The organism is Priestia sp. FSL W8-0524, assembly GCF_038005965.1.
Lineage (GTDB): Bacteria > Bacillota > Bacilli > Bacillales > Bacillaceae_H > Priestia > Priestia zanthoxyli.
The window spans coordinates 4,471,771-4,496,184 of sequence record NZ_JBBOUG010000001.1; the positions used below are offsets into that span (position 1 = coordinate 4,471,771).

General features: G+C 38.9%; 24 protein-coding genes. 5 read left to right on the forward strand and 19 right to left on the reverse strand.

What is annotated here, in order from left to right; translation table 11 throughout:
- Nucleotides 1-23 precede the first annotated feature (23 nt).
- Together NST66_RS23340 and NST66_RS23345 are read left to right on the forward strand one after the other, a co-directional pair.
- Nucleotides 24-665: an acetoin utilization AcuB family protein gene (locus NST66_RS23340; RefSeq protein ID WP_028411811.1), complete on the forward strand. Its 642-nt coding sequence runs from the start codon at nucleotides 24-26 to the stop codon at nucleotides 663-665.
- The gene (locus NST66_RS23345) at nucleotides 665-1,828 is read left to right on the forward strand and encodes an acetoin utilization protein AcuC (RefSeq protein ID WP_154974306.1); all 1,164 of its coding nucleotides are present in this window, start codon (nucleotides 665-667) and stop codon (nucleotides 1,826-1,828) included. Before NST66_RS23340 ends, NST66_RS23345 begins: the two co-directional genes overlap by 1 nt.
- A gap of 28 nt (nucleotides 1,829-1,856) precedes the next feature.
- Here the strand turns inward: NST66_RS23345 and motS are convergent, their stop codons facing one another.
- The 7 genes from motS to NST66_RS23380 form a co-directional block, all read right to left on the reverse strand.
- On the reverse strand, nucleotides 1,857-2,513 hold the full coding sequence (motS, locus tag NST66_RS23350) for a flagellar motor protein MotS (RefSeq protein ID WP_028411813.1): 657 nt from the start codon (nucleotides 2,511-2,513) through the stop codon (nucleotides 1,857-1,859).
- Nucleotides 2,503-3,306 carry a flagellar motor protein MotP gene (gene motP, locus NST66_RS23355; RefSeq protein ID WP_014458004.1) on the reverse strand — a complete coding sequence of 268 codons (804 nt, stop codon included), beginning with the start codon at nucleotides 3,304-3,306 and terminating at the stop codon, nucleotides 2,503-2,505. The genes motS and motP overlap by 11 nt, the downstream gene beginning before the upstream one ends.
- A 56-nt stretch (nucleotides 3,307-3,362) precedes the next feature.
- Nucleotides 3,363-4,361, reverse strand: a complete 999-nt coding sequence (ccpA, locus tag NST66_RS23360; protein ID WP_013059493.1) for a catabolite control protein A — start codon at nucleotides 4,359-4,361, stop codon at nucleotides 3,363-3,365.
- Between the two features lie 559 nt (nucleotides 4,362-4,920).
- Complete coding sequence (locus tag NST66_RS23365) at nucleotides 4,921-5,997, reverse strand: bifunctional 3-deoxy-7-phosphoheptulonate synthase/chorismate mutase (protein WP_033579601.1); 1,077 nt, start codon at nucleotides 5,995-5,997, stop codon at nucleotides 4,921-4,923.
- Nucleotides 5,998-6,224: 227 nt separating this feature from the next.
- Nucleotides 6,225-6,548 carry a bacillithiol system redox-active protein YtxJ gene (gene ytxJ, locus NST66_RS23370; protein WP_028411816.1) on the reverse strand — a complete coding sequence of 108 codons (324 nt, stop codon included), beginning with the start codon at nucleotides 6,546-6,548 and terminating at the stop codon, nucleotides 6,225-6,227.
- Nucleotides 6,549-6,795: 247 nt separating this feature from the next.
- A complete protein-coding gene (locus NST66_RS23375; protein WP_013059496.1) occupies nucleotides 6,796-7,251 on the reverse strand; it encodes a YtxH domain-containing protein in 456 nt (151 codons plus the stop codon).
- 27 nt (nucleotides 7,252-7,278) lie between these two features.
- Nucleotides 7,279-7,764 (reverse strand): DUF948 domain-containing protein, encoded by a 486-nt coding sequence (locus NST66_RS23380; RefSeq protein WP_034271445.1) that lies wholly within the window; start codon nucleotides 7,762-7,764, stop codon nucleotides 7,279-7,281.
- A gap of 282 nt (nucleotides 7,765-8,046) precedes the next feature.
- Between NST66_RS23380 and NST66_RS23385 the strand changes: the two genes are divergently transcribed.
- On the forward strand, nucleotides 8,047-9,162 hold the full coding sequence (locus NST66_RS23385) for an aminopeptidase (RefSeq protein ID WP_028411818.1): 1,116 nt from the start codon (nucleotides 8,047-8,049) through the stop codon (nucleotides 9,160-9,162).
- A 42-nt stretch (nucleotides 9,163-9,204) separates the two neighbouring features.
- Here the strand turns inward: NST66_RS23385 and murC are convergent, their stop codons facing one another.
- From murC to NST66_RS23425, 8 genes are all read right to left on the reverse strand, one after another.
- Complete coding sequence (murC, locus tag NST66_RS23390) at nucleotides 9,205-10,506, reverse strand: UDP-N-acetylmuramate--L-alanine ligase (protein WP_013059499.1); 1,302 nt, start codon at nucleotides 10,504-10,506, stop codon at nucleotides 9,205-9,207.
- Between the two features lie 185 nt (nucleotides 10,507-10,691).
- Nucleotides 10,692-11,345, reverse strand: a complete 654-nt coding sequence (locus tag NST66_RS23395) for a hypothetical protein (RefSeq protein WP_028411819.1) — start codon at nucleotides 11,343-11,345, stop codon at nucleotides 10,692-10,694.
- A 340-nt stretch (nucleotides 11,346-11,685) separates the two neighbouring features.
- Nucleotides 11,686-14,793, reverse strand: a complete 3,108-nt coding sequence (locus NST66_RS23400) for a DNA translocase FtsK (protein WP_047749731.1) — start codon at nucleotides 14,791-14,793, stop codon at nucleotides 11,686-11,688.
- 429 nt (nucleotides 14,794-15,222) lie between these two features.
- A complete protein-coding gene (ytpR, locus tag NST66_RS23405; protein ID WP_028411821.1) occupies nucleotides 15,223-15,828 on the reverse strand; it encodes a YtpR family tRNA-binding protein in 606 nt (201 codons plus the stop codon).
- 2 nt (nucleotides 15,829-15,830) lie between these two features.
- Nucleotides 15,831-16,643, reverse strand: a complete 813-nt coding sequence (locus NST66_RS23410) for a DUF1444 domain-containing protein (protein WP_014457994.1) — start codon at nucleotides 16,641-16,643, stop codon at nucleotides 15,831-15,833.
- A gap of 72 nt (nucleotides 16,644-16,715) precedes the next feature.
- On the reverse strand, nucleotides 16,716-17,033 hold the full coding sequence (locus NST66_RS23415) for a thioredoxin family protein (protein ID WP_028411823.1): 318 nt from the start codon (nucleotides 17,031-17,033) through the stop codon (nucleotides 16,716-16,718).
- Nucleotides 17,034-17,186: 153 nt separating this feature from the next.
- Entirely contained in the window at nucleotides 17,187-17,711 is a 525-nt protein-coding gene (locus tag NST66_RS23420; protein WP_034271430.1) for a DUF84 family protein, read from the reverse strand.
- 58 nt (nucleotides 17,712-17,769) lie between these two features.
- Nucleotides 17,770-18,843, reverse strand: coding sequence for a M42 family metallopeptidase (locus tag NST66_RS23425; protein ID WP_013059506.1), 1,074 nt, complete (start codon nucleotides 18,841-18,843; stop codon nucleotides 17,770-17,772).
- A 152-nt stretch (nucleotides 18,844-18,995) separates the two neighbouring features.
- Here NST66_RS23425 and NST66_RS23430 point away from each other — a divergent pair, with 152 nt between their 5' ends.
- Nucleotides 18,996-19,307 (forward strand): PepSY domain-containing protein, encoded by a 312-nt coding sequence (locus tag NST66_RS23430; protein ID WP_028411825.1) that lies wholly within the window; start codon nucleotides 18,996-18,998, stop codon nucleotides 19,305-19,307.
- Here the strand turns inward: NST66_RS23430 and NST66_RS23435 are convergent.
- Together NST66_RS23435 and trmB are read right to left on the reverse strand one after the other, a co-directional pair.
- Nucleotides 19,276-20,133 carry a YtnP family quorum-quenching lactonase gene (locus NST66_RS23435; protein ID WP_325074910.1) on the reverse strand — a complete coding sequence of 286 codons (858 nt, stop codon included), beginning with the start codon at nucleotides 20,131-20,133 and terminating at the stop codon, nucleotides 19,276-19,278. The genes NST66_RS23430 and NST66_RS23435 overlap by 32 nt on opposite strands.
- 75 nt (nucleotides 20,134-20,208) lie before the next feature.
- A complete protein-coding gene (gene trmB, locus NST66_RS23440) occupies nucleotides 20,209-20,859 on the reverse strand; it encodes a tRNA (guanosine(46)-N7)-methyltransferase TrmB (RefSeq protein ID WP_028411827.1) in 651 nt (216 codons plus the stop codon).
- 127 nt (nucleotides 20,860-20,986) lie between these two features.
- Between trmB and NST66_RS23445 the strand changes: the two genes are divergently transcribed.
- Nucleotides 20,987-21,265, forward strand: a complete 279-nt coding sequence (locus NST66_RS23445) for a YtzH-like family protein (protein WP_028411828.1) — start codon at nucleotides 20,987-20,989, stop codon at nucleotides 21,263-21,265.
- Between the two features lie 6 nt (nucleotides 21,266-21,271).
- Here NST66_RS23445 and NST66_RS23450 read toward each other — a convergent pair whose 3' ends face one another.
- Together NST66_RS23450 and pulA are read right to left on the reverse strand one after the other, a co-directional pair.
- Nucleotides 21,272-22,066, reverse strand: a complete 795-nt coding sequence (locus tag NST66_RS23450) for a phosphotransferase family protein (RefSeq protein ID WP_340843713.1) — start codon at nucleotides 22,064-22,066, stop codon at nucleotides 21,272-21,274.
- Between the two features lie 191 nt (nucleotides 22,067-22,257).
- The gene (gene pulA, locus NST66_RS23455; protein WP_328173565.1) at nucleotides 22,258-24,399 is read right to left on the reverse strand and encodes a type I pullulanase; all 2,142 of its coding nucleotides are present in this window, start codon (nucleotides 24,397-24,399) and stop codon (nucleotides 22,258-22,260) included.
- Nucleotides 24,400-24,414: the final 15 nt, after the last annotated feature.

Sequence of the window (24,414 nt, forward strand, 5' to 3'; positions counted from 1 at the left end):
TTTAAGAAAAGGAGCTGTGTCTGATGATTGTTGAAGAGATGATGAAAACCGATCTCGTTACCTTAACCCCCGACCATACGATTGCTGAAGCTATGAAACTTTTAGATACACATAAGATTAGACATATTCCTATCGTTAATGACCTTCATCACGTAGTTGGCATCATTTCTGATCGAGACGTAAGAGATGCAAGTCCATCTATTTTAGATAATACTTATACATCTGCTCTTCTATCCGAACCCGTGCGGATGATTATGAAAACAGAAGTCATTACAGCTCACCCTCTTGATTTTGTTGAAGAAATTGCAAGCATTTTTTATGAACACCAAATCGGTTGTATTCCCGTCACAAAAAACAAGCGGTTAGTAGGAGTTGTTACCGAAAGAGATCTACTACATACGTTTATTCAGCTTACTGGCACTAATAAGCCAGGTTCACAAATTGAAATAAAAGTAGAAAATAAGGCTGGCGTGCTCGCTGAAGTTACATCCCTCTTTGGTTCAAAGAGAACAAACATCTTAAGCGTACTTGTCTACCCTGATGTAGATGAACGATATAAAATCCTTGTGCTTCGCATTCAAGCTATTAATCCATTGATTAGTATAAATACATTAAAAGAAAACGGCTATGAGGTGCTATGGCCTAAATTACCGGAGATGACGTAATGACTAGTAATGCTGTATTTATTTATTCAGATGATATTCTTTCGTACAAATTCAGCAATAATCATCCGTTTAACCAGCTTCGTGTTCAACTAACATATGAACTGTTACGGGAATTTGGCGCTTTAGGCAATCAAGATATTGTATTACCGCGGATGGCATCTGATGAAGAACTTCAGCTTGTCCATGATACTAGCTATATTCAAGCGGTAAAATTAGCAGGAAACGGCGAGCTTTCTGTTGAAAAAGCAGCAGATTTTGGTCTTGGAACAGAAGATACACCTATGTTTCCCAACATGCATGAAGCCAGTGCGTTTTTAGTTGGGGGTACACTTACGGCTGTAGATTATGTGATGACTGGAAAAGCTAAGCATGCTCTAAATTTAGGAGGAGGATTGCACCACGGCTTTCGAGGAAAAGCTTCCGGCTTCTGTATTTATAACGATAGCGCGGTAGCCATCAAATATATGCAGCAAAAGTACAACGCGCGCGTCCTCTATGTCGATACAGATGCTCACCATGGTGACGGCGTGCAATGGACATTTTATGACGATCCTTCCGTTTGTACTCTTTCCATTCATGAAACGGGACGCTACTTGTTTCCAGGCACGGGAAACGTTAACGAACGCGGGCACAGTGAAGGCTATGGTTATTCATTTAATGTGCCTGTTGATGCTTATACGGAAGATGAGTCTTGGCTCGACGTTTATAAGACCTCTTTAAAAGAAGTAGCTGCTTTTTTTAAACCAGATGTTATCTTGACACAAAATGGAGCCGATTCTCATTATTACGATCCGCTCACTCATTTATGCGGCACCACGAAAATATACCGTGAGATTCCTAAAATTGCTCATGAAATTGCCCATGAATACTGTCAGGGAAGATGGATTGCGGTTGGCGGAGGAGGTTATGATATTTGGCGGGTTGTTCCTCGGGCTTGGTCATTCATTTGGCTTGAAATGATTGAACGAAAGGCAGAAGGCATGCTTCCTCTATCATGGCTTGAAAAATGGACAAAAGTATCGCCTCACCCCATTTGCACGCAGTGGGATGATGAACCCAATATCTATCAGCCAATTCCAAGAAAACCAGAAATAACAGAAAAAAACGCTCAAACTCTTGAGCGCGCTCTTTATCCTATTCGTTCTCATACATCTCATTCTTAAAAAAGGCTATACAAACGTATGGCCTTTTTCACTGTGCTTCGGGATCTGAAATAATAATTTCGACGCGTCTATTTTTTTGTAAATTGTCATTAGACGTGTTCGGAACAAGCGGCTTTGTATCTCCGTATCCAAGTGCTTCAAAGCGGTTAGCAGAAAGAGAAAAGTGGTTCGTTAAATAACGTATGACGCCGCTGGCACGCGCTGCCGATAGTTCCCAATTAGATGGATAACGATAGGTGTGAATAGGTCGATTATCGGTATGACCTTCTACTTTAATATCGTTTGGAATAGTACTGAATAACCTTCCTAATTCATCCAGGAAAGGGGTACCTTTCTTCAAAATGTCTGCCTGTCCTGTTTCAAACAGCACCTGTTCTTGTAAAATAAGCACAACTCCGCGTTCATCTCGCTTAGCAGTAATAACATTCTGAAGCTTATTTTCCTTCAGGTAATTTTGCACTTTCGCTAAAATGTTATCCAGCTTTTGAGACTGCTGGCTCTTTTCTACAGAAGCTAATGAGCCACCGCTTGTAAGCGAATTGACAACGGTCTGAAACTTTTGATTATCAACGCTAGACATTGAAAATAGTAAAATAAAAAAAACTAATATTAACGTCACCAAATCAGCAAATGTTACCATCCATTTTGGCGACTGTGCCGAATACCTTTTTCTTCTACGCTTCACGAACGTGTTCTCTCTTTTCTTCCAGCTTTCGTTTTTCAACAGGGGCAAATACTTTTAGCTTTGCTTGCACAAAGCGAGAATTTTGCCCCGCCTGCAAGCCGATGACACCTTCAATAATCACTTCTTTAACAAAAAGCTCATGCTCCGTTTTACCAGCTAATTTAGCTGCGATTGGCTGAAAAAACAAGTTTGAAAGCAGCGCCCCGTAGAAAGTCGTTAAAAGAGCAATTGCCATGTTAGGCCCAAGCGATGAAGGGGTATTAAGGCTTTTAAGCATTAGCACTAGCCCAACGAGCGTCCCAATCATTCCCCAAGCGGGGGCATAATCGCCTGCTTTTTCAAACATACTTCGACCTCTCGCATGTCTTTCTTCTACTGCAGCTATTTCAGCTTCAAGCAGCTCTCGAATCATTTCTGGTTCTACTCCATCAATGGCTAGCAAAATACCTTTTTTCACAAATGAATCATCGATTTGTTCAAGCTCTGCTTCTAGCGATAGAAGCCCTTCTCGACGCGCTTTTTCCGATAAATGTACAAATGTTCCTACAATTTCTTCTACGTTTATTTCTTTCGATTGAAACGCTTGTTTCCCTACTCTTCCCATATTTTTTAATTGTTTTAACGGAAAGCTCACGCACAGCGTACCAAAAACGCCTCCCAGTACAATTAAAATCGATGGCACATCAATAAAAGCTAAAAAACCGCTCATTCCTCCACTTGAAATAACCCCAAACACAACCATAGAGATACCAATTAGTATCCCTATAGGTGTGAGCATATCAATTTTTTTCATATTCTATCTCCCCGTGTCTGAACTTTGGATTCGTTCTTATTCATTCACAGGTATTATTATTTTGTTGATTGTCTGAACTCGATGCGGTGAGGAAGCTGTACAATGCTGCTGTCTACCGTTTCTTTGTTCATGTATTTCGTTAAGAGACGCATCGCTACTGCACCAATATCATACATTGGCTGTACAACAGATGTTAACTGAGGACGAACCATTGTTGAAAGTCTTGTGTTATCAAAACCGATAACTTCTAGATCGTTTGGTACATTCAACCCGCGATCTTGTGCCCCGTGAATAACGCCTAATGCCATTTCATCCGTTCCAACGAAAATAGCAGTTGGCTTTTCATCTTCTTCTAATAGTTTTTCAACTGCTTCAATACCTGAATCGTACGTGTAGTCTCCTTCTACAATATAAGAATCGCGTACAGGCAATCCGCTTTCAGTAAGAGCACGCTTGTACCCTTTTACTTTTTTCGCATGATTGATCGGTTCTTCTAGCGTACCTGAAACGAATGCAATATTTTTATGACCGCTGTCAATTAGTGATTGCACTGCATCAAAAGCTGCTTGTTCATAATCAATAGTTACAGATGGGATTTGGTTAGTTGATTCGATTGATGCTGCAAGTACAACTGGAACCGGTGATTTTTTTAACTCTTCTACGTGTTCTTCCGTTACATTCCCACTCATGAAGATGATTCCGTCTACTTGTTTACCAAGCATGTTATTTAAAAGATGAAGTTCTTTATCTTGATTTTGGTCGGAGTTACTTAAGATGATATTATACTTGTACATTGTTGCAATATCTTCGATTCCACGCGCTAACTCTGCATAGAAAATATTTGAAATATCAGGAATGATAACTCCTACTGTCGTTGTTTTCTTACTGGCTAATCCACGCGCTACTGCGTTCGGACGATAGCCTAGTCTTTCAATTGTTTCTAATACTTTTTTTCTAGTTGATGGTTTTACATTTGGATTTCCGTTTACCACACGAGAAACCGTTGCCATCGACACGCTTGCTTCCCTTGCTACATCATAAATTGTTACGTTCACAACAAACACTCCTTATCGAAAAACATTTCGTTTATTTTATCCTTATTTCATTTCTTGTATTTACGTATATAAATCCATCTTCCTTTATAGAATGGCTATTTCTAGCTCCTTCACTCTTACATACAGCTTAGATACCCTGTATGCATCTAAATCATTCCTGTTATGCCCTTATTATTACGTGTGCAAAGACAATTTTACCAGTTTATATGTAACAATGTAAAAGACGGTGTATAGTAAGTAAATAAAAAAAGTGAATCGCGAATTTATATCATATGCACTCACAGAATGATAGCGAATATCTGTAACTACTATACGATACTATGTGCTTCACCGCAACGTATTTACCGCCTTTTTCCGACAAGTTTCACGAGAATTTCATAAATTCTTGTTTTTTGGATTTGCACTTATTCTTTCCTATTTTGACAAAAGTTATCGACTGTTTTCAAAATACGTGATAATTTCGCTTATCTTTATTATAACGAAAGGCAAACAAGCTTGAAACCATTAAGTGCCTCAAACTTGTCATAAAAGTATACGAATTTTTCTTTTTTACGTTTTTTTATAAATTTAAGTTACATATAGGTTTTAGCTGCTTCATAAATTCTGTAAATTGCGGAATATCCATTTGCTGAGCTGAGTCAGAAAGTGCTACCGCCGGATCTGGATGAACTTCTGCCATAATTCCATCCGCACCAATGGCAAGAGCCGCTTTAGCCGTTGGAACAAGCAAATCTCGTCTTCCTGTTGAATGCGTGACGTCGACTAAAACAGGTAAATGAGTTTCTTGTTTTAAAATGGGAACGGCTGAAATATCCAGCGTATTTCGCGTTGCTCGCTCATACGTACGAATTCCTCGTTCACACAAAATCAGCTGATCATTTCCTTTTGATACAATGTATTCAGCAGCATTAATAAACTCATCAATCGTAGCGGCTAAGCCCCGCTTTAATAAGACAGGCTTCTTCACCGCACCCGCTTCTTTTAACAGCTCAAAATTTTGCATATTACGAGCACCAATTTGAATCACATCTACGTATTCTACAGCCGTTTCAATATCAGCGGGGTCGACAATTTCACTAATAACGGCTAAATCATATTCGTCAGCTACTCTTTTTAAAATTTGCAGTCCTTCTAAGCCGAGGCCTTGAAAATCATAAGGAGATGTTCTTGGCTTGTAGGCTCCGCCTCTAAGCATCCGCACACCCTGCTGCTTTACGGCTTTTGCTACGGCTGCTACTTGCTCATAGCTTTCAACGGAACAAGGTCCTGCTACAAAACGCTGAAGTCCGTCACCAATTGTTTCTCCTTTTACCGTAACGATTGTATTTTCCGGCTTCTTTTTACGGGATACAAGAAGTGCTTTACGATGATCATCTTCTTGAAGCTCTAAATGAGCTTTGAAAATCTCTTTGAAAATATGTTGAAGCGTAGATGTTTGAAACGGTCCTTCATTCTTGCTTAAAATCGCATCAAGCATTGCTCGTTCACGAACAGGGTCAAACCGTTTGGTTGACTGCATTCCTTTTAATTTTCCTATTTCTTGAACAAGCTCGCCTCGCTCATTAATAAGCTTTAACAGTTTCATATTTACTTCGTCAATTTGAGATCGCAAATGCTGAAGATCTGAATTCGTCATGTACGTCCACCCTTTCACTGATTTAAAAAAATCCGTTTAGCAGGGTTACTACATAAGATGATAGGTGATGGAGGATATATGTAAGGGGCTTCTCTGCTTTTATGTGCTAAACTACATCTATTGTACGAAAAAGTGGATGAAACCGCAATCAGCTTACAAAAAAAACCGAACGATTAATCGTTCGGATCTTCCTTCACCTAAACTGCTTTTGTCCCAGCCTCTTTCAATTAATGAGCTACATTTTTCGCTAATTCTTCTTCGTTAATGTTCCAGTGAGAAGCGTGCCACTTCACTTTTCCATCTTCAAACAGAAGCGCTTGAGGTGATTCATGCTTCACTTCATACGTTTCAGCAATATAGTTGGATACGTCTCGTGAATCTTGCACATGAAGATAATAAGAAGGAATGTCTTCATGACTAGAAGCAAACGCTGAAAATGCCTCATGACCAGCTGCACTAATTGGACACGTCGTGCTGTGCTTTAAAAATAAAAAGCGATGGTTTTCCTTAATAACTTGTTCGAACTCTTCAACTGTTGAAATCTTTTTCATTTTTTTCACCCTTTCTGTACTTACTCTTAAGTTTACATGGTTTGACCGTTTCCATACAAAAAGAGTGCTCAGCTTTATGTATAATGCTAATGAATTTATTTATAAGGTGAAGTTATTTTCAGCATAGAAAGAAAAGAACTTGTTAAATTAAAATCCCTCTGATGAAATTAACATTTACTTGCCGTTCAACCTAAATTACATACAAAAAAAGCGTTCACCCTATAGGGTAAACGCTTTTGATTCTTTATTATGGTCGTGGCACTGTGCTTTCCACTTCATCTAATGCTTTTTGAGCTTCTGTTAGCTTCTGTTGAACGTCTTCGTTGCTTTGAGACTCCACTTCATCAGCAAGCACTTCTAAGCTCGTTGGAGGTAATGCTTCGTGTTCAGGATCTACTTTACGGAAGTTTTTCACTTTGTCCACTACTTGTGAAGATTGCTCAGATAATGTTTGTGATAAACCAGCCGTTTTTTCTTTAGCCGTTTGAGCAAACCCTTGTCCTTTTTCAACAGCGCTGTTTTTCGCTTGCTCTGTTTTTAAACGAACGTAAGCTGCCTGCTCATTTAAATCCGAACGGAACTCTTTACCTGATTTTGGAGCAAGTAATAATGCCGTTGCAGCTCCTACAACTCCTCCAATCACTGTTCCTACTAAAAAGCCTTTATTTGAAGTGTTGTTTGGTTTATTTGGTTTGTTTGACATATGCGTCTCCTCCTTTAAAGTTCATCCTTATGAAAATGAGCGTGAGCGTTGAACCGATTTTTCTTTTACTTCAACAGGTACAGGCTCCGCGTCAATTTTTTTCTGTTTTCTTAATTTTATACGTTCCCATACGTCTAATGCAACATTGCTCCATTGAACGACTTGAGCAACAGTTTCTTTATTTTCTTCTACTTTCTCTGAAACGCTTGATGATACGCTTTTAATCGACTTATTTAGGTCTTGGATTGAGTCACCTACGCCTTTAACAGAATCCACGACTGTGTTCAGCGCTTCGGATTTACGCTGAATATCTTCAGCTAACAGATTAGTCTTATGTAAAAGTGCAGTTGTTTCAGCTGTGATTCCTGTCATTTGCTTTTCTACACCGTCTAAAGTACCTGCCACTGAATTTAATGTGTGCTGAACGGATTTCAATGTTTTTGACACGGAAACCACCAGGTAAAAAATCGCAATGGCAACAATAGCAGCGCTTAAATAAAGAATAATAACCATCTGTGCAAGGCACCTCCTATTTTCATCTCTCTTGTTATAACTACTTTCCCAATTTTATAAACAATTAAACCTTCTATTCCCTATAGACTCTTTAACTTTACCATATTCTCTCTGCATTTATTCATAAAAAGGGAAGATTGCTACATTATTTCGCGATATATGAGTTATTTCCCTTCCTAAAGAAAAAAAGGATTTTAAAGCATAAAAACAAACAAAATAAGCTCAGTGGGGTACAATAGAAAGTGAATCATCAATCATTGTTATTTTAAGGAGGCACTATTTATGAAAGACCCTAGAATTGCAACATTAGCTAAAAATTTAATTAATTATTCTGTTCGCCTTCAAAAAGGAGAAAAAGTATTAATCGAAAACTTTGGACTTCAGCGCGAGCTTGTGACAGCACTTGTAGATGAAGCGTACAAGGCCGGTGGCTACCCGTTTGTACTGCTAAAAGATCATTCGGTAGACCGAGCTCTTTTAAACGGTGCACAAGAAGAGCAGTACAATATGATGGCAGACTTCGAAGCAAATGTGATGAAAGAAATGGATGCTTATATTGGCTTACGTTCTGGTTCAAACATTTTTGAACAATCAGATGTTCCGGCAGATAAAATGAAAATCCAAGGGAATACGATCGGTAAAAAAGTACATAGAGAAATTCGCGTTCCAAAAACAAAATGGGTCGTTCTTCGCTACCCAAACGATTCAATGGCGCAGCTTGCTAAAATGAGTACAGAAGCATTTGAAGATTTTTATTTCGATGTATGCAACTTAGACTATGGCAAAATGAGCAAAGCGATGGATGCTTTAGTTGAGCTCATGAACCGTACGGACAAAGTGCGTTTAACGGGTGAGAATACAGACTTAACGTTCTCTATTAAAGATATTCCTGCAGTGAAGTGTGCCGGAGAAATGAATATTCCGGACGGTGAAGTATACACGGCTCCTGTACGTGATTCTGTAAACGGAACAATTTCTTACAACACTCCTTCTAACTATCAAGGCTTTACGTTTGAGAATGTATCCTTAACATTTAAAAACGGTAAAATTGTTGAAGCAACCGCTAATGATACAGAACGCATCAACGGCATTTTTGATACAGATGAAGGCGCACGTTTTGTTGGCGAATTTGCGATTGGCGTAAATCCGTATATTCAACATCCAATGCAAGACATTTTATTTGATGAAAAAATTGACGGAAGCTTCCACTTCACTCCTGGCGAGTGCTACGAAGATGCGTATAACGGAAACAAGTCAAATATTCACTGGGATATGGTGATGATTCAGCGCCCAGAATACGGTGGCGGTGAGATTTATTTCGATGACGTGTTGATTCGTAAAGACGGGCTATTTGTCATTGAAGAATTAAAAGCGTTAAACCCTGAAAATTTAAAATGAGTTTTGAAATAAAAAAAAGGCACTCAGGAGAGTGCCTCTTTTTTATGATACGGTCTGCTGATATAGTTTTTCAAACTTTTGAATGTCTCCAGCACCCATAAATACTAATACAGCTTCATTATGGTCTTTTAACGATTCAATTGTTTCTTCATTAATTAATTCAGCTCCGCTGATTTTGCTTCGTAGATCTTCAATTGATAATTTACCTTGATGCTCACGGGCTGATCCAAAAATGTCACATAGATATACTTTATCAGCGTGCTGTAAGCTTGCTGCAAAGTCCTCTAAGAACGTTTGTGTACGCGTAAACGTATGCGGTTGGAAAACAGCCACAACTTCGCGGTTTGGATACTTTTGACGAGCAGCTGAAATCGTTGCATTAATTTCCGTTGGATGGTGCGCATAATCATCGATTAGCACTTGTTTGCCAACGTTCTTTTCACTGAAACGACGTTTTACACCTTGATATGTTTTAAAACGCTCTTGCAGCACGGCAACGTCAATTTCTTCATAGTGACAAAGGGCAATAACAGAAAGTGCATTTAAAATGTTATGGTCGCCGTATCCTGGAATTTCAAATGATGCGTGGAACGTATTGCGAACGAACACATCAAATGTTGTGCCTGTTGTACTTTTTACAATATTACGAGCTTGGAAATCATTTTCTTCGCCTAATCCGTAATAAAGAACAGGTACCTTCGCTTGAATTTGCTGCAGATGTTCATCGTCTCCACAGGCAATAATTCCTTTTTTGACTTGAAGTGCCATCTCTTGGAACGCGCTAAATACATCATCGATATTGGCAAAATAATCAGGGTGATCAAAATCAATATTCGTCATAATTGCATAGTCTGGCGTATAAGATAAGAAGTGGCGGCGATACTCACATGCCTCAAACGCAAAATACTTGCTGTCTTTTACACCTTTACCCGTACCGTCTCCAATTAAATATGAAGTAGGTTCAGCTCCTTGAATCACATGCGCTAACATACCCGTTGTGGATGTTTTTCCGTGTGCTCCTGTTACGGCTACACTCGTATACTGTTTCATAAAGTCACCTAAGAAACGGTGATAGCGTACAAGCTTGACTCCTTCTTTTGAAGCTGCTTCTGCAATTTCTTCATGCGTATCAGGAAAAGCATTTCCTGCAATTACAGTCATGCCGTCTTTAATATTATTTTTATCAAATGGTAAAACAGGAATTCCCTGCTGTTCTAGTGCTTTTTGCGTAAAAATTTCTTTTTCAATATCCGATCCTTGAACTTGAAAGCCCATATCGTTTAGGATTTGCGCAAGCGCACTCATTCCTGTTCCTTTAATACCTACAAAATGGTAAACTGTCATATAAAGAACCTCCAACATTCGTCTATCTGTAAGACAGTATATGACGGTTATCTAGAATTGCTCTTACAAACGTATATAAATGTCGTTTGATTGCTGATTTCACGATAACATTCGTACATTATATCACTTCTTATAACATAACTCCATGACTCCATTTCTACTCTCTTCCCTTGCGAAACGGCCTTTTATTTTGGCTTCATCACATAGTATATAGCCTGCTGTTTTAAAAACGATCGCCATGTCATTGCATTTTTTTTGTCATTATATTGGGTTACTAACTGTTCAATGCGTTGTTTATGTCCTAAAAAGAAAGAGTCAATTAACACGTCATATCCGATTGATTTTATTTTTCGAATCCAAATTACTTGTTGTTCCTCTAAATTTGCAAATCTTCCTCTTACATCTTTGATGATAACCTGCTCATTTGTCAATGGGGTATATCCTTTTAAGAAAAACGAATTAGGTACTTTAGACACAATAATTGGCTCTAGTACACTCGTCAAAAAAAAGGCTCCTTGAATTAAAAACGACTCTGTTTTCTGCTTCGCCTGATCAGCTAAAAACAGCTGCAGCAGGGTTTTCCCCTGAATGGTTACATATTCAAATGCAAACCACTGAAAAAATAATTGTTCATGGGAATCAGACAGAGCCGCCTCATGAGGCAAGTTTACTAACTCTTTAAATAGATGTGAAGCCCGCACTTTTTCTCGTATATTCGTATAGCGGTTCACAAAAAAGAAATATTGATTGTAAAAGTCGCAAATAGCATTATCAGACTGAAGCTGCTTTTGTTCACGAATTTCATTAAAGTTAATCAGTTCATGATTTTCTTCTGTCATTACTCTTCACTCGTACTCTAATTATTTTGGTTTGTCCTCTTTAAACGCCTTCAGCTCATATGTTTCAGCTGGTGAGAAATGATAGCAAACTATCACATGCTAAAAAAGCAAAACACACATTATCCTTACATATAGTAAATCATTTTACTAGTTCTGACAAACCTTTTCCTTTTTTTCCTGATGGATTTCTTCCAAAATCCCTACTCAAATTCTGTATAAACGAACTTAAAGGAGGAAAAAAAGAGGCGGCGGATACAGTGACAGAGCGTTAGCTCACATAAAGCTGTATCCTGCTGATTTTGCATAGCCTCTTTTTTTAACCTACATGCAGAAAAACAGCTTAAAATGTAGAAGTGGCTGTTTGACTTTCCATTTCCTGAAGCTCGTTTTCGGTAATGAGCACATCTCTCGGCTTGCTTCCTCTTGCTTCTGAAATAATTCCTTGCTGCTCCATCATATCAATTAGGCGCGCTGCGCGATTGTACCCCATTCTGAAGCGTCTTTGCAGACTGGAAGTAGATGCACCGCCTTGGTCTAGCACAAACTCGCATGCTTCATAGAAAAGCTCATCTTCTTCATTTGAAGCAAAGCTTTGCTGCTTTTTCAACAAATCTTCTTGATCAAATAAGTATGTTGGCTTCATTTGCTTTTTGACATGATCTACAACGCGATCAATTTCTTCATCTGAAACAAAGTTCCCTTGAATTCGAACGCTTTTAGAAGATCCGTTTTCAAGAAGCAGCATATCACCTTTACCTAATAGCTTCTCTGCTCCTCCTGTGTCGATAATTGTACGTGAATCAACTTGCGAAGAAACAGAAAATGCGATACGCGTTGGCACATTTGCTTTAATTAAGCCTGTAATAACATCTACGGAAGGACGCTGCGTTGCAAGCAATAAGTGAATGCCACACGCTCTTGCCTTTTGTGCAATACGGCAAATAGCTTCCTCTACTTCCCCTGGAGATACCATCATCAAGTCGGCAAGTTCATCAATAATAATAACTAGATACGGCAGCTCCCCGCTTTTTTCATTATGTTCTTTTACACGTTCGTTGTATTTTGTAATATCACGTACGCCCGCATGTGCGAACAGTTCGTAGCGGCGCTCCATTTCCTCTACTGCCCACTTTAAAGCTGTAGTAGCTGCTTTCGCATCCGTGATAACCGGGCTGACTAAATGCGGAATGCCGTTGTAAGGAGCTAGCTCAACCATTTTAGGGTCAATTAACATAAGCTTGACTTCGTGTGGCGCAGCTTTATAAAGCAAGCTGACGATAATGGTATTAATACACACACTTTTACCAGACCCCGTCGCTCCAGCAATTAAACCGTGAGGCATTTTGTTCAAGTCAGTCACAACCGGCGTTCCTGAAATATCTAACCCTAACGCCACCGTTAAAGGAGAGTTATCTTTTCTAAAAGAAGGATGCCTCAAAATTTCGCGAATTAACACCGGCTTACTTTGACGATTTGGCACTTCAATTCCAATCGTATTTTTCCCTGGAATTGGCGCTTCAATTCGAATATCACGCGCGGCTAGGCTCAGTTTAATATCATCTGTTAAATTCGTAATTTTGTTCACTTTCACACCGGGCTCAGGATGTACTTCAAATCTGGTTACGGTAGGACCTTGCGTGACGTTTACGACCTTAGCTCGAACGTTAAAGTTTTTTAATGTCATATCCAAAAGCTCACGCTGCTCATCCGCCCATTGATTATCTTCTTCAATAGCAGCTGGAGGAATGTTAAGCAAGTTCATTCCAGGAAATGTATAAGGAGAAGAAGCTTTTACATTTACAGGTTCTTCAGATTTTAATGAAGCCTGCGGAACCGCTTCTTCGGTTTTTTCACCGTGAACTTCTTCTTGCCTACTTACTTCCGTTTTTTTTTGCAGAGCTTCTGCCTTCGGCGTTTGGTATGAACCTTGGGACGGCTGACTTTTTTCTCGAGCGCTGTTATCCATCTTTGTGCGGTCTTTTTTCAGCATCATTACGTTAAAAGGCACTAATCGCTTACCGCGAGCTCGTTCAGCATTCCCTGGCTGTTCTGCAGGTACAAGAGGTTCTACAGCTGACTCTTGCTGTACTTGTCCTTGTAACTCTTGACTTTCTTGCATCCTGCTCTCTTCCTCTTTTATCACTGAATTTTCAAGCTCTCGGTGCACAACAGCGGATACCGCTTCTGGTTGCCATTCATCAGCTGCGGGTTGCGATGGATGTAAACTTTCAGAATTCAGCTCATGTTCTGCTTCAACATGAACACTGTTTGTTGGCTCTTCTAGAATGACGTGACTTTCTTTTTCAGCGGCTGGAACTTCTTCTCTCTTTCTAGGCTTTAGTGCTTCTACTTCTTCTGCTTCTGCTTGTAAAAACGCTGGGCTTTCTTCCATCAACGTTTCTGCTTCTGCCTCTTCAGCTTCATTTCCGATCTCTTGTTGGAAAGAAACGGATGATTCAAACGGAGGCGTTTCCTTTGAAATTGGAGCCTCTTCAGCTACTGCTGTTTCTTCCGCCAAATCCCAGTCGGTAGCTTTCTCTTTTGCCACTAACGGTTCGACCGCATGTGATTCTTCAAAAGTTGGAACCTCTTCCTGTTCTTTTACGGCTACTGAAGAACTTGGCTTTTCTTCAGGAAATGATATCTTCTCTTTTTGATTTTCCTCATATTGCTTCCACTGAGCAAAACGCTGAGAAGACAGTTGCATCATTTCTTCCGTTTCTTGAATCTGTGCTTCTTCCGCTATAGGCTTAGAAACTGGTTTTCTTAACGGCTCTACAACAGACGTATTCATCGCTCGTCGGTAAATTTCATCTTCAAACGCTGCTTTTGATAACTGTGTACTCGGAAGCTCATATTCTACTACTTCCTCACTTCCGTTTTGTACAACATTAGAAGGCCGCTTATTAAACCCATAAACAGGTGAAGGGATTTCAGTCGGACGGAACGGACGTTTTCTTACTTGCGGAATCGCTTCTTTCTTTTCAGATACCGCTTTTAACGGCTGAGATACTGACTTAGGCTGCGTTAGCGCCGACTTGCGAACAGGCTCTTGATAAAACGGAGCCGGTGCCTTTTTTGCTACAGGCCTTGGTTCATTTTTAGGAGCTGCTGCCTTTTTTGCTTCTCCCGTATCATCAATTAAAGGGAAACGAAACGTTCCTTTTGGGTATTGATAAGCTACTTTTGTATGAACATCTTGCTGCTCTTCACTGTAATTCCGCTTTTGCGTTCTGGCCGAGTGTGGAACAGAAGGTTTTGGCGCTGCTTTCATCACTGGCTTTTGATGAACTGACTGCATTTGTTTAGGCTTAGTAGCCTTCTTTTTAGGAATTGTTTTTTCTCTATTTAAAGGGTATTCTTCCGTTGTATTTCCATGTTCGTCTACAACGATTTCTTTCACTTCGTATCCTAGTAAATAATCCATTACTTTTCGTACAAAACCCATTTTTATCACTCTTTCTATCAGACTATCTTACTTCGTTTAGCCTCTTATATCGCAGTGCTGCGACATCTACAAAAAGCTATCCATGCATCCTTTATTTACCTTTGGCCTCAAAGTATTCTCTGAGATGGATATATATACTATCTTTTCATTTATCATTCTATCACGTATGCTTGAACTCTTACTATAAAATCTACTATTTTGCTTCCCTTATTTATACAGTAAAATTCCTCTTTGCAAAAATATTTTTTCATGTTTAATTAGCACTCATAATTAAACGCGAAAAAAGCCACTAGTCTAGACTAGTGGCTTTTAATTTTATCAAACCTTTTTAAGAATTGACAATTGCTTTTCAGCAACTGTAACGCTTTGAAATATACGTGTAAAAAAACATCCTGCTTTTGCCCTATAAATTAGTATCACACTCTGCTTTTATGCTTGAAAAGGCTGACCTACTTCATATTTGTCTTCAAGTACTAAAATCCCTTTTTCTTGAGGAGCGTTCGGAAGCGCCAGCTCTTTAGCAGAGCAAATCATGCCTGAAGAAGGTACACCGCGCAGCTCTGCATCTTTAATGATCATACCGCTTGGCATAACCGCTCCTACTTTTGCTACGACGACTTTTTGACCTGCGTCTACATTTGGTGCTCCACATACAATTTGAAGTGTTTCTGTGCCAACATCTACTTTACAGATGTTTAGCTTATCTGCATTTGGATGCTTTTCTTTTTCTTGAACATATCCAACTACAAACTTAGGAGATAAATCCACTTCAAGTTTACCTTCAAAACCGCTTTCGCTAAGTACACGATTTACTTCTTCCACCATTTCTTCTGTTAATTCAAGAGAACCATTTCCCTCTACTTTTAACTTAGAAGAAGCATGAAAGATGTTATAGCCAGCCGTTGTATTTGATTTTTGATCAAAGATACGCACAACGTCGCTTTTTGTTTCAAACGTGCGATTTTCAATTGCAATATCTTCTAGCTTGACGATTAACGTATCGCCGATACCTTCTTTATTATAAAAAAGATTCATAATTAGTCCCGTCCTTTACTGCGATTTTTTCCTAGAATAAAAATAGGTTCTAGCTCACCGTTTTCGTATAAAAATGAAAGAGCTGTGATGGGTACACGTCCACTTGCAAAAAAGCTCATGGTCATTTGCGCAAGAATATCATAACCCGTTTCGTTTTGGATATCAGCTAGAATCAGCACATCTTGATGAGGTACTGCTACAGCCATTGTGCCCGAAACACTAGAAGCAAAATCTTGCAAAAATGCCTCGTTAAGAATTCGGCTTGCATCGTATCCATCGTTCTGATTTACAAAATAAAAGTCATTGCCTGCTACCGTATCTTTTTTATGTGAAATCGGCAAAGAGCGAAGATTAAATTTAGCCATTTCCCGCACTGCGGATAGATCTAAATTTTCCTTACGAATTAGTTTCTCATCTAATAGACGATATGTATTGCCTAAATCAAGCGCATAATAAATGCGTGTTTCAGCTGTATGTTCATCATAAATCAACGGCACGTCTTCATTCGATTTATCCGGAAAAGACGTTGAGCGAATAACTGGATAAATGCGCTTTTCTTTTCCCGTTACCTGCTGTTCATCGTTCATAACACGAAGAGCTTCTTTTATATAATATACCATTTCATCTAGAGCCGCTTCCTTTTTTTCTTCCCATTTTGCAATTAACCCAGGTAAAGAAATGGTTACACCTTTTTTCGTTTCCTGATGTTCAACGCGAAGCGTATCTTTTTCACGGTCAAATAAAAATGACCAATCCGCACCCGTTAATCGCTCTTCAAGTAGCTTTCTCATCTTTTGACTATTCATTTTCGCCATATTTACGCCTCCTTTTCTCATTTTTATGTATGAAGACTGATAGCAATTTATCGCTATCAGTCTTCACTTGTTTTATGCATTTAAGCCGTTAATGAACTCTTCAATTTCTTCTTTTGTTTTACGGTCTTTGCTGACAAAACGCCCTGTTTCTTCTCCGTTGCTGTAACCAACAAAGCTTGGAATACCAAAGATGCTTAATTCTGCACAAAGATCGATAAAGTCGTCGCGATCCACATAGTGAAATGTATACTCGCTATGATTCGCCTCAATTTCTGGAAGCACAGGCTCGATTACTCGGCAATCTGGGCACCAGTCTGCTGAAAACATCATGATATGCTTTCCCTCTTTAATGACTTCTTTGTATTGTTCAATTGTTTGCATTTTTTCCATTTTTCTTTCCTCCACTTTTTCTTTTACTTTCGTATTTAAACGGCTAAAGCCCCATACATTTTTTAATCCTTCTACATCAAAACATAGTATATGAGTTGTTGCAACTATCATACACTGATGCTTTTCTATTATAAAGGGTTACAAAGAAATTTCCTATTGAACAGCTTGATTTGTCCTAAAATCTAGCTGTCCTTTTAGCATTAAAACAACCTGATAAAACATAGCGGTCCGATCTAAATTTCCATTGGTGAAAATGCCGATTGCTCCTTCTTTTTTTCGAATATTTTTTTGGTTTGTATACACTTCCATAGCTTCGGCTAATTCTTTTTTATCATGACGAAGCATATCGGCTACCGCTTCAGGAAGCCGAATACGAGCTCCTCCACCTAAAATCGGTTCAAGGTCCTTAGAGGTAACAAGACTTCCCCAATTGCAAAGGAATAAGCCATGAGGCGTTTCCTGTACCCCTCCTTCAAGTCCAATGCCAATATCAGCACCTGTCTCTTTAACAGCAGCACGCGCGCGGTTAATCGCTCCTTGGATGGTTTCTTCATCAGAAAAAGGCTGTGGTGACACCCCGGACTGCACGTCTACCTCTACATATGTAAAAGTATCTCCAAATACTTTTTTTACTGCATTTACTTTTGTTGGGTTCTTCGTTCCGATTGCAATTTTCATTTTTTTCTCCTGTCATGATGAAACAAAGCAACCGCAAAAGCAGCTGCTTTGTTCTTCTTTATCCGTTTTGTTTAATCGTATCAAGCGTTGTTTGGTCTGTAGAGCGTACAAGTTTGACTAATAATTCTTTTGCAGCTGCATAGTCATCCACATGAATCATAGATGCATGGGTATGAATATAACGTGAACATACGCCGATCACTGCAGAAGGAACTCCGTTATTAGAAGTATGAACGCGCCCTGCATCCGTACCTCCTGGAGAAACGAAGTATTGATAAGGGATGCTGTTTGTCTCAGCTGTATCTAAGATAAATTCTCTCATTCCTCTATGTGTGACCATCGTACGGTCAAAGATACGAAGTAATACGCCTTTTCCTAATTGTCCAAATGCATTTTTATCCCCTGACGTATCGTTAGCAGGACTAGCATCTAGTGCATAAAACAAATCCGGTTTAATCATATTCGCAGCTGATTGAGCACCGCGAAGTCCTACTTCTTCTTGAACAGTAGCTCCAGAATATAAGATATTTGGCAATTTTTCATTTTTTACTTCTTTTAATAATTCAATCGCAAGTCCGCACCCATAGCGGTTATCCCATGCTTTTGCCAGTATTTTCTTTTCATTTGCCATTGGCGTAAACGGACAAATCGGTACAATTTGATCGCCAGGACGAATGCCCATTTCTGCTACTTCCTGCTTGCTATCTGCGCCCACATCAATCATCATATTTTTAATGGCCATTGGCTTGTTGCGCTGTGATTCGTCTAATAAATGGGGAGGGATAGAAGCAATTACGCCGGTGATAGGACCTTTTTTTGTCACAACATGGACGCGTTGAGCTAGAAGTACTTGACTCCACCATCCTCCTAGAGTTTGAAAACGAAGCATTCCTTTATCAGTTACAGACGTAACCATAAATCCTACTTCGTCCATATGTCCTGCTACCATTACTTTAGGACCTTTTTCTTCATTATAGCGAACGCCGAATAAACTTCCTAACCCATCTTGAATGACTTCATCTACAAGGGGTTCAATTTGCGAGCGCATAAATGAACGTACTTGATGTTCGTTTCCAGCGGCACCTGGTAACTCCGTTAATGTTTTAAATAAAGATAGCGTTTCATTGTTCATATATACTCTCCTTTATGTATCATTTTCTTTATTGTATCGAAAACCGGAAATAGTTGCTAGTTCCGTCCTTCTCTTCTATGACTCAACTTAACAAAGCATTCGACAATTTGATATAATGATGAAAACATATCCTTAAAAAGCAGGTGAATAACGTGAAATGGACTCAACTAATAGCAGGAGCTGCAGTCGGATTTGCAAGCGCTTATATTATTCAAAAAAGAACGTCGTCAATTTCCTCATCGGAAGCCCTTACGATTGTTAAAAGCGCTTTTAAACAAAATGGGGCAATCGACGGCTCATGGATTGAAACGACGACTAAGGTCATTCAAAAGCATGGTCTCTCTTTTTATGGTTATACAGGTGGAATTATCAGAACACGTGATGCAAAACAGGAACATTACGAGTTTTTCATTGATAAAAAAAGCGGTGCTATTATTGAATTGACGCTGAATACACCCGTTTAATTTCGTCAACTATTTCTCCTTTGTTATCCCATTTTACAGCTCGATAAAAAGCATCATGATAAAAACTTAGCCAAGCTTGATGCTCATAGGCATAAGCTAACCACTGCTGCTTTTGTTCAATCGAAGTCATTGGATAGTCATCATATGCCATTACCCATAAGACATTTTGATGTGCATGTGTTGGCAAAAGATCGCCCATGTGCACTAAGATGTCATTGTTTCCTTTTAATATAACTACAGCATGACCATGGCTGTGACCGCCGGTATGATGAACCGTTACTCCAGGCACAATTTCATCTTTGTCGCTAAATGTTATTACTTGATGCTGAATAAATTCCCAATTTTGTTTCCAATACGTATTTTTAGAACGTATATTAGGATTCCTCATTTCATTCCACTCGATGTCACTAACAAAAATTCTTGCATTTGGAAAAGCAGAGGAAAAGTTTCCGTTGATACATTTTGTTAAGCCTGACACATGATCAAAGTGGAGATGCGTCATAATGATATGAGTAATATCTTCGCACGTGAACCCTAACTTTTGTAAGTCTTCAGCAATAAATGATTCTTCCGTTACGCCAAAATGACGCTTTTTTTTCTCATCCAACATCCCATTTCCTATACCTGCATCAATTAACATGAGGTGTTTTTCAGTTTGAACGAGCAAAGGATCAGTCCTCATGGGAATTCGATTCCCGTCTGAAATGGGATATTTTTTTGTCCAAAGCTCTTTTGGAACAACACCAAACATTGCCCCTCCATCTAAATGATTATTCCCTCCACGAAGCCATGTAACTTTTAATTCGCCTATTGTTAGCGTTTCCATTTTACACCTCCATTATATTCCTTTTTATTTTATCACTATCCCCTTCTCTTTTTGAACAAAAAAAGACTGAGGAACTCAGTCTTTTTCATTCAGGTATTTTACTTCACAGCGGTAAATGCGGCTGCCTTTTTGTGAAAATTTCTCTTCATATTCCGTCATAACATTGCCTTCAAAATCGCTTTTATGCAAATCTAAGCTAATGTACTTGAGAAGAAGTCCATATTCTGAAAAGCTTGTCAATGAATACTCAAATAGCCCTTGATTATCTGTTTTAAAGTGAATTTCTCCACCATCAACCAGCAGATTTTCATACATGCTTAAGAACGTTTTGTATGTTAAGCGGCGCTTGGCATGTCTCTTTTTTGGCCATGGATCAGAGAAATTGAGATAAACGCGACCCACATCATTTTTTGCAAAAAACTCACTAAGATGGTTAGCATCTACATTCAACAACTTTAAATTTGGAAGCTCTTCTTCAATCAATCGTTCTAGAGCACTTAAGATGACACTTTCATACATTTCAATTCCAATATAGTTGATATGCGGATTTTGTTTAGCCATCCCTACTAAAAATTGGCCTTTTCCTGTTCCTACTTCAATATGAAGAGGATTTTCATTTCCAAAAACTTCTTTCCAGTTTCCTTTATACTCCGCTGGATTTGGAACCACGTATTGGGGATTTTCAGCAATTTTATCTTTTGCCCAAGGTTTGTTTCGTAATCTCATGTTGCACCTCTTTAATTTATTTTGACGCATTGAAAATGTCGGTTATTCGAAACAACCGACATTTTCATGCATAATTGTGTTTAGATAGAAAAAAATAAGAGCATCATACGAGAAAGGATGATGCTTAATGCCTTTAAATGCCGAACACCAAATGAATATAGTAAAAGATATTTTATCTAATCATCAAAGTGATTGCTGCGGAACGGTTGCGGAATGTGAACAGGTTGAACGTTTAATTCAATCAATGTTAGCAAAAGGATATGCTAGCACAGACGTACAAGCAACACTACAAAACGTTTATAAATACACGCAAGATGCAAAAAGTGCTGCTCATTTAGACGAACATATTCAAACCAATCAACAAAATTTATCACAATGGGTCCAAGAACTATCTACCTTGTCATAACCTTTGCTACTGTGCTTGAATGTCGTTGACGAGCAACATCCGAAGATATTCAAGCCAGTAATTCATTTCAGAATGTTCATTTTTCGAACGATGCCATTCAATGAATAAAATGGTTTGACTTATCACATACCACTTCATTCTCGTTTTCAAGTTCTCAGTTAGTTCAACCCCATAATGCTCAAGCCATTCTTCCCACTGAGATGGATTGATGTACCAATAAAGCAATAAACCTAAATCAATAGCAGGATCTGCAATCATCGCTCCGTCCCAATCGATTAAATATAGCTGCGTATTCTCTCCAAGCATCCAGTTATTGTGGTTCACATCACAGTGACATACCACATATTTATCTGTCTGAATGGACGGAAGCTCTGCTTGTAAATAGCTGATTCCCTGCTCTACAATACTCTCTTTTTGAAGTCGCTCGTCCACGTTCTCTAGAATATCGGCTAGCACGTCTTCGGGAAGAAGCGGTGTTTTCCCTAACCTTTTCAACATATCTAATAACTCGTTTGAATGATGAATTTTACTAAGCAATTCTGTCACTCGACTCGAATTCATATCTTTTGGTTTTAATTCTCGACCATCTAGCCAGTGCTGAGCTGTGATCACATCTCCATTTTCCATTCGTCTTGTCCACACGAGCTTCGGTACAATTCCTTCAGCTGACAATACTGCTAAAAAAGGTGATGAATTACGCTTTAAAAAAAGCTTTCGGTCTTGAAATTTTGCAAAATAAGCTTCTCCTGTCGCTCCGCCAGCAGGAGTAATTTCCCATTCGCTTCCTAATATATCTTCCAACCAATTCACCTTCAATTTCAACACACACATTTCGTTTAAAAATTTCACTCAATAAAGCAATCTATTAAGACATCATGACGTTATTTTCTTAGTAAATAAAAAAGACGGCTATTGAGGATATGTATCAATAGCCATCCTTTATAAATATTATCTCCATCACACTTTTTTCGTCAAGTGGTTGAAGACAATAATTACGTTTGAAATAAAATAAGAACGCTAAGCTTTGGAACATTTATAGCATTATCCTCTATAGTAGGATACCCATTTTTATATACTTTACAATGATCAAGTGCTATTTTCCATGGTCCTTCTGGCAAAACTACTTTTTCTTCCATTAGGCCTTGATTAAAAAACACAATAATATTCTTCCACGGACCGTAAGCCAATACGTTTGATAAGCAATAGCCAATAACGGATTGCGGCGTGTTTAGAAAAGAGACATGCTGCCTAATCGCTGAAGCATCCCCCAAGCGAAATGCATCGTGCTGTTTGCGAATACGAATCAGCTCTTGAACCCAATTCACATCAGAAGAAAATTCCCTTCTTCGATTCCAATCGAGTGCATTAATATCATCGGGTGAATTATAGCTGTTCTCTACGCCTTTTTTAGTGCGGTAAAACTCTTGACCACTATGAAGAAACGGTATGCCTTGTGAAAGAAGCACAATAGCAGTAGCAAGGCGATGACGACTTCTACGAGTGTCTTCGTCTTCTTCTCCGTTTGAATTCGTTAACTTATCCCACAGCGTATGATTATCATGTGATTCAACATAATTAATTGACTGTGCTGGATTTATAAATAAAGCGGGACTGTCTTCTTTATCCAGAATGCTACCCGCTATCACAGATTGCACTGCTTCTTTTTGATGAATATTCCCGCTGATAAAACCTTTTTCATACACATCGAACGTGCTTCCTTTTACAGAATCTCGAAAGCGGTCATTAAAATAGCCGATTTGAGGTGTTTGGCGGGCATTCGCCATCATTGCTTTTTGAGTGTGGGGAAGAGGCGTATTTAAATCCCAGCCTTCGCCAAACACCAAAATAGTAGAATCAATTTCATTTATTTTTCCCCGAATGATTTTCATCGTTTCTATATCTAAAATCCCCATGAGGTCAAAACGAAAACCATCAACATCGTACTCTTTTATCCAAAATAATACTGAATCGATAATAAACTTTTGCGCCATTTTCCGTTCAGAAGCAAAATCATTTCCTACTCCCGTCCCGTTCGAAGGCATCCCAAACTCATCATGTCGAAAATAATAGCCCGGAACAATTTTTTCAAAAGGTGATTCTTCTCGTACAAATACGTGATTATAAACTACATCTATAATAACACGGAATCCCTGTTGATGAAGCGTTGATATTAATTGCTTCACTTCAACAATACGAGTGGTGGGATTTGAAGGGTCAGCAGAGTAGCTTCCTTCCGGCACATTAAACAACAATGGATTATACCCCCAATTATAAGAAGCATGAGGATTTAATTCATCTACTCCGCCAAAGTCGTTAATAGGAAGAAATTCAAGATGGGTCACTCCTAGCTCTTTTAAATAATGGAGGCCTGTTGGTTTGCCTGGCTGACCGCTTGATTCAGTAACAGCTAGGTACGTACCTTTTTTTTCTATCCCGCTTGAAGGATGAATAGAAAAGTCTCGAACATGCATTTCGTAAATAACGGCATCCGTTGGCTGAAGGAAAGGCGGCTTTTCATGGGGATGAACATAGGCTGTATGAAGATTTATCAGAACTCCGTATTCACTATTTGCTGTAGCTGCAACGGCATAAGGGTCCACCGCTTCATTTGTCCGACCGTTTACATCTATTAAAAATCGATAATAATACCCTTCTTTATCTAAGGGAAGTTCCTTTTCCCATACGCCTTTTCTTTGACGAGTCATAACGTACAGTTCTTCTTCTCCGCTATTTGCATGTATTAATTTTAAAACCACTGCTGATGCAGTCGGGGCCCAGACTTTTATCATAATATGATCTGAATAAAAGGCTGCACCCAAATCATTTTGATTATAATAAAATCTTTCATCAAACTCTTTTGTTCGTATAACAGCCCCTACCTGCAACGGAACTTTCTCCCCGTGATTATCACAGATAACGTACGAATGTCCAATCTCTATGCTCTCTTCAACCTTACCTTCATATTTGATAAAACCTTCTAATTCATGTACGTTTTCAATAGAGATGGTCTCATGCATTTGTGCACCTTTAATCACAAAAAAATCAATTTGACCTTCATGATAAGAAGTTGGAACTAAAACAGTAATACGATCTATTTGATCTAAATAAGCCTGAAACTTATTATCACCAGTCATCCTTTTCTCCTCCTT

Bases quoted from the DNA above. Each gene is read 5' to 3' on its own strand.
- NST66_RS23340 (WP_028411811.1), top strand. From the start codon at position 24: ATGATTGTTGAAGAGATGATGAAAACCGATCTCGTTACCTTAACCCCC.
- NST66_RS23345 (WP_154974306.1), top strand. From the start codon at position 665: ATGACTAGTAATGCTGTATTTATTTATTCAGATGATATTCTTTCGTAC.
- motP (WP_014458004.1), bottom strand. From the start codon at position 3,306: ATGAAAAAAATTGATATGCTCACACCTATAGGGATACTAATTGGTATC.
- NST66_RS23365 (WP_033579601.1), bottom strand. From the start codon at position 5,997: ATGACGAATTCAGATCTTCAGCATTTGCGATCTCAAATTGACGAAGTA.
- ytxJ (WP_028411816.1), bottom strand. From the start codon at position 6,548: ATGAAAAAGATTTCAACAGTTGAAGAGTTCGAACAAGTTATTAAGGAA.
- NST66_RS23375 (WP_013059496.1), bottom strand. From the start codon at position 7,251: ATGTCAAACAAACCAAATAAACCAAACAACACTTCAAATAAAGGCTTT.
- NST66_RS23380 (WP_034271445.1), bottom strand. From the start codon at position 7,764: ATGGTTATTATTCTTTATTTAAGCGCTGCTATTGTTGCCATTGCGATT.
- NST66_RS23385 (WP_028411818.1), top strand. From the start codon at position 8,047: ATGAAAGACCCTAGAATTGCAACATTAGCTAAAAATTTAATTAATTAT.
- murC (WP_013059499.1), bottom strand. From the start codon at position 10,506: ATGACAGTTTACCATTTTGTAGGTATTAAAGGAACAGGAATGAGTGCG.
- NST66_RS23395 (WP_028411819.1), bottom strand. From the start codon at position 11,345: ATGACAGAAGAAAATCATGAACTGATTAACTTTAATGAAATTCGTGAA.
- NST66_RS23400 (WP_047749731.1), bottom strand. From the start codon at position 14,793: ATGGGTTTTGTACGAAAAGTAATGGATTATTTACTAGGATACGAAGTG.
- ytpR (WP_028411821.1), bottom strand. From the start codon at position 15,828: ATGAATCTTTTTTATAATAAAGAAGGTATCGGCGATACGTTAATCGTC.
- NST66_RS23410 (WP_014457994.1), bottom strand. From the start codon at position 16,643: ATGGCGAAAATGAATAGTCAAAAGATGAGAAAGCTACTTGAAGAGCGA.
- NST66_RS23415 (WP_028411823.1), bottom strand. From the start codon at position 17,033: ATGGAAAAAATGCAAACAATTGAACAATACAAAGAAGTCATTAAAGAG.
- NST66_RS23420 (WP_034271430.1), bottom strand. From the start codon at position 17,711: ATGAAAATTGCAATCGGAACGAAGAACCCAACAAAAGTAAATGCAGTA.
- NST66_RS23425 (WP_013059506.1), bottom strand. From the start codon at position 18,843: ATGAACAATGAAACGCTATCTTTATTTAAAACATTAACGGAGTTACCA.
- NST66_RS23435 (WP_325074910.1), bottom strand. From the start codon at position 20,133: ATGGAAACGCTAACAATAGGCGAATTAAAAGTTACATGGCTTCGTGGA.
- trmB (WP_028411827.1), bottom strand. From the start codon at position 20,859: ATGAGATTACGAAACAAACCTTGGGCAAAAGATAAAATTGCTGAAAAT.
- NST66_RS23445 (WP_028411828.1), top strand. From the start codon at position 20,987: ATGCCTTTAAATGCCGAACACCAAATGAATATAGTAAAAGATATTTTA.
- pulA (WP_328173565.1), bottom strand. From the start codon at position 24,399: ATGACTGGTGATAATAAGTTTCAGGCTTATTTAGATCAAATAGATCGT.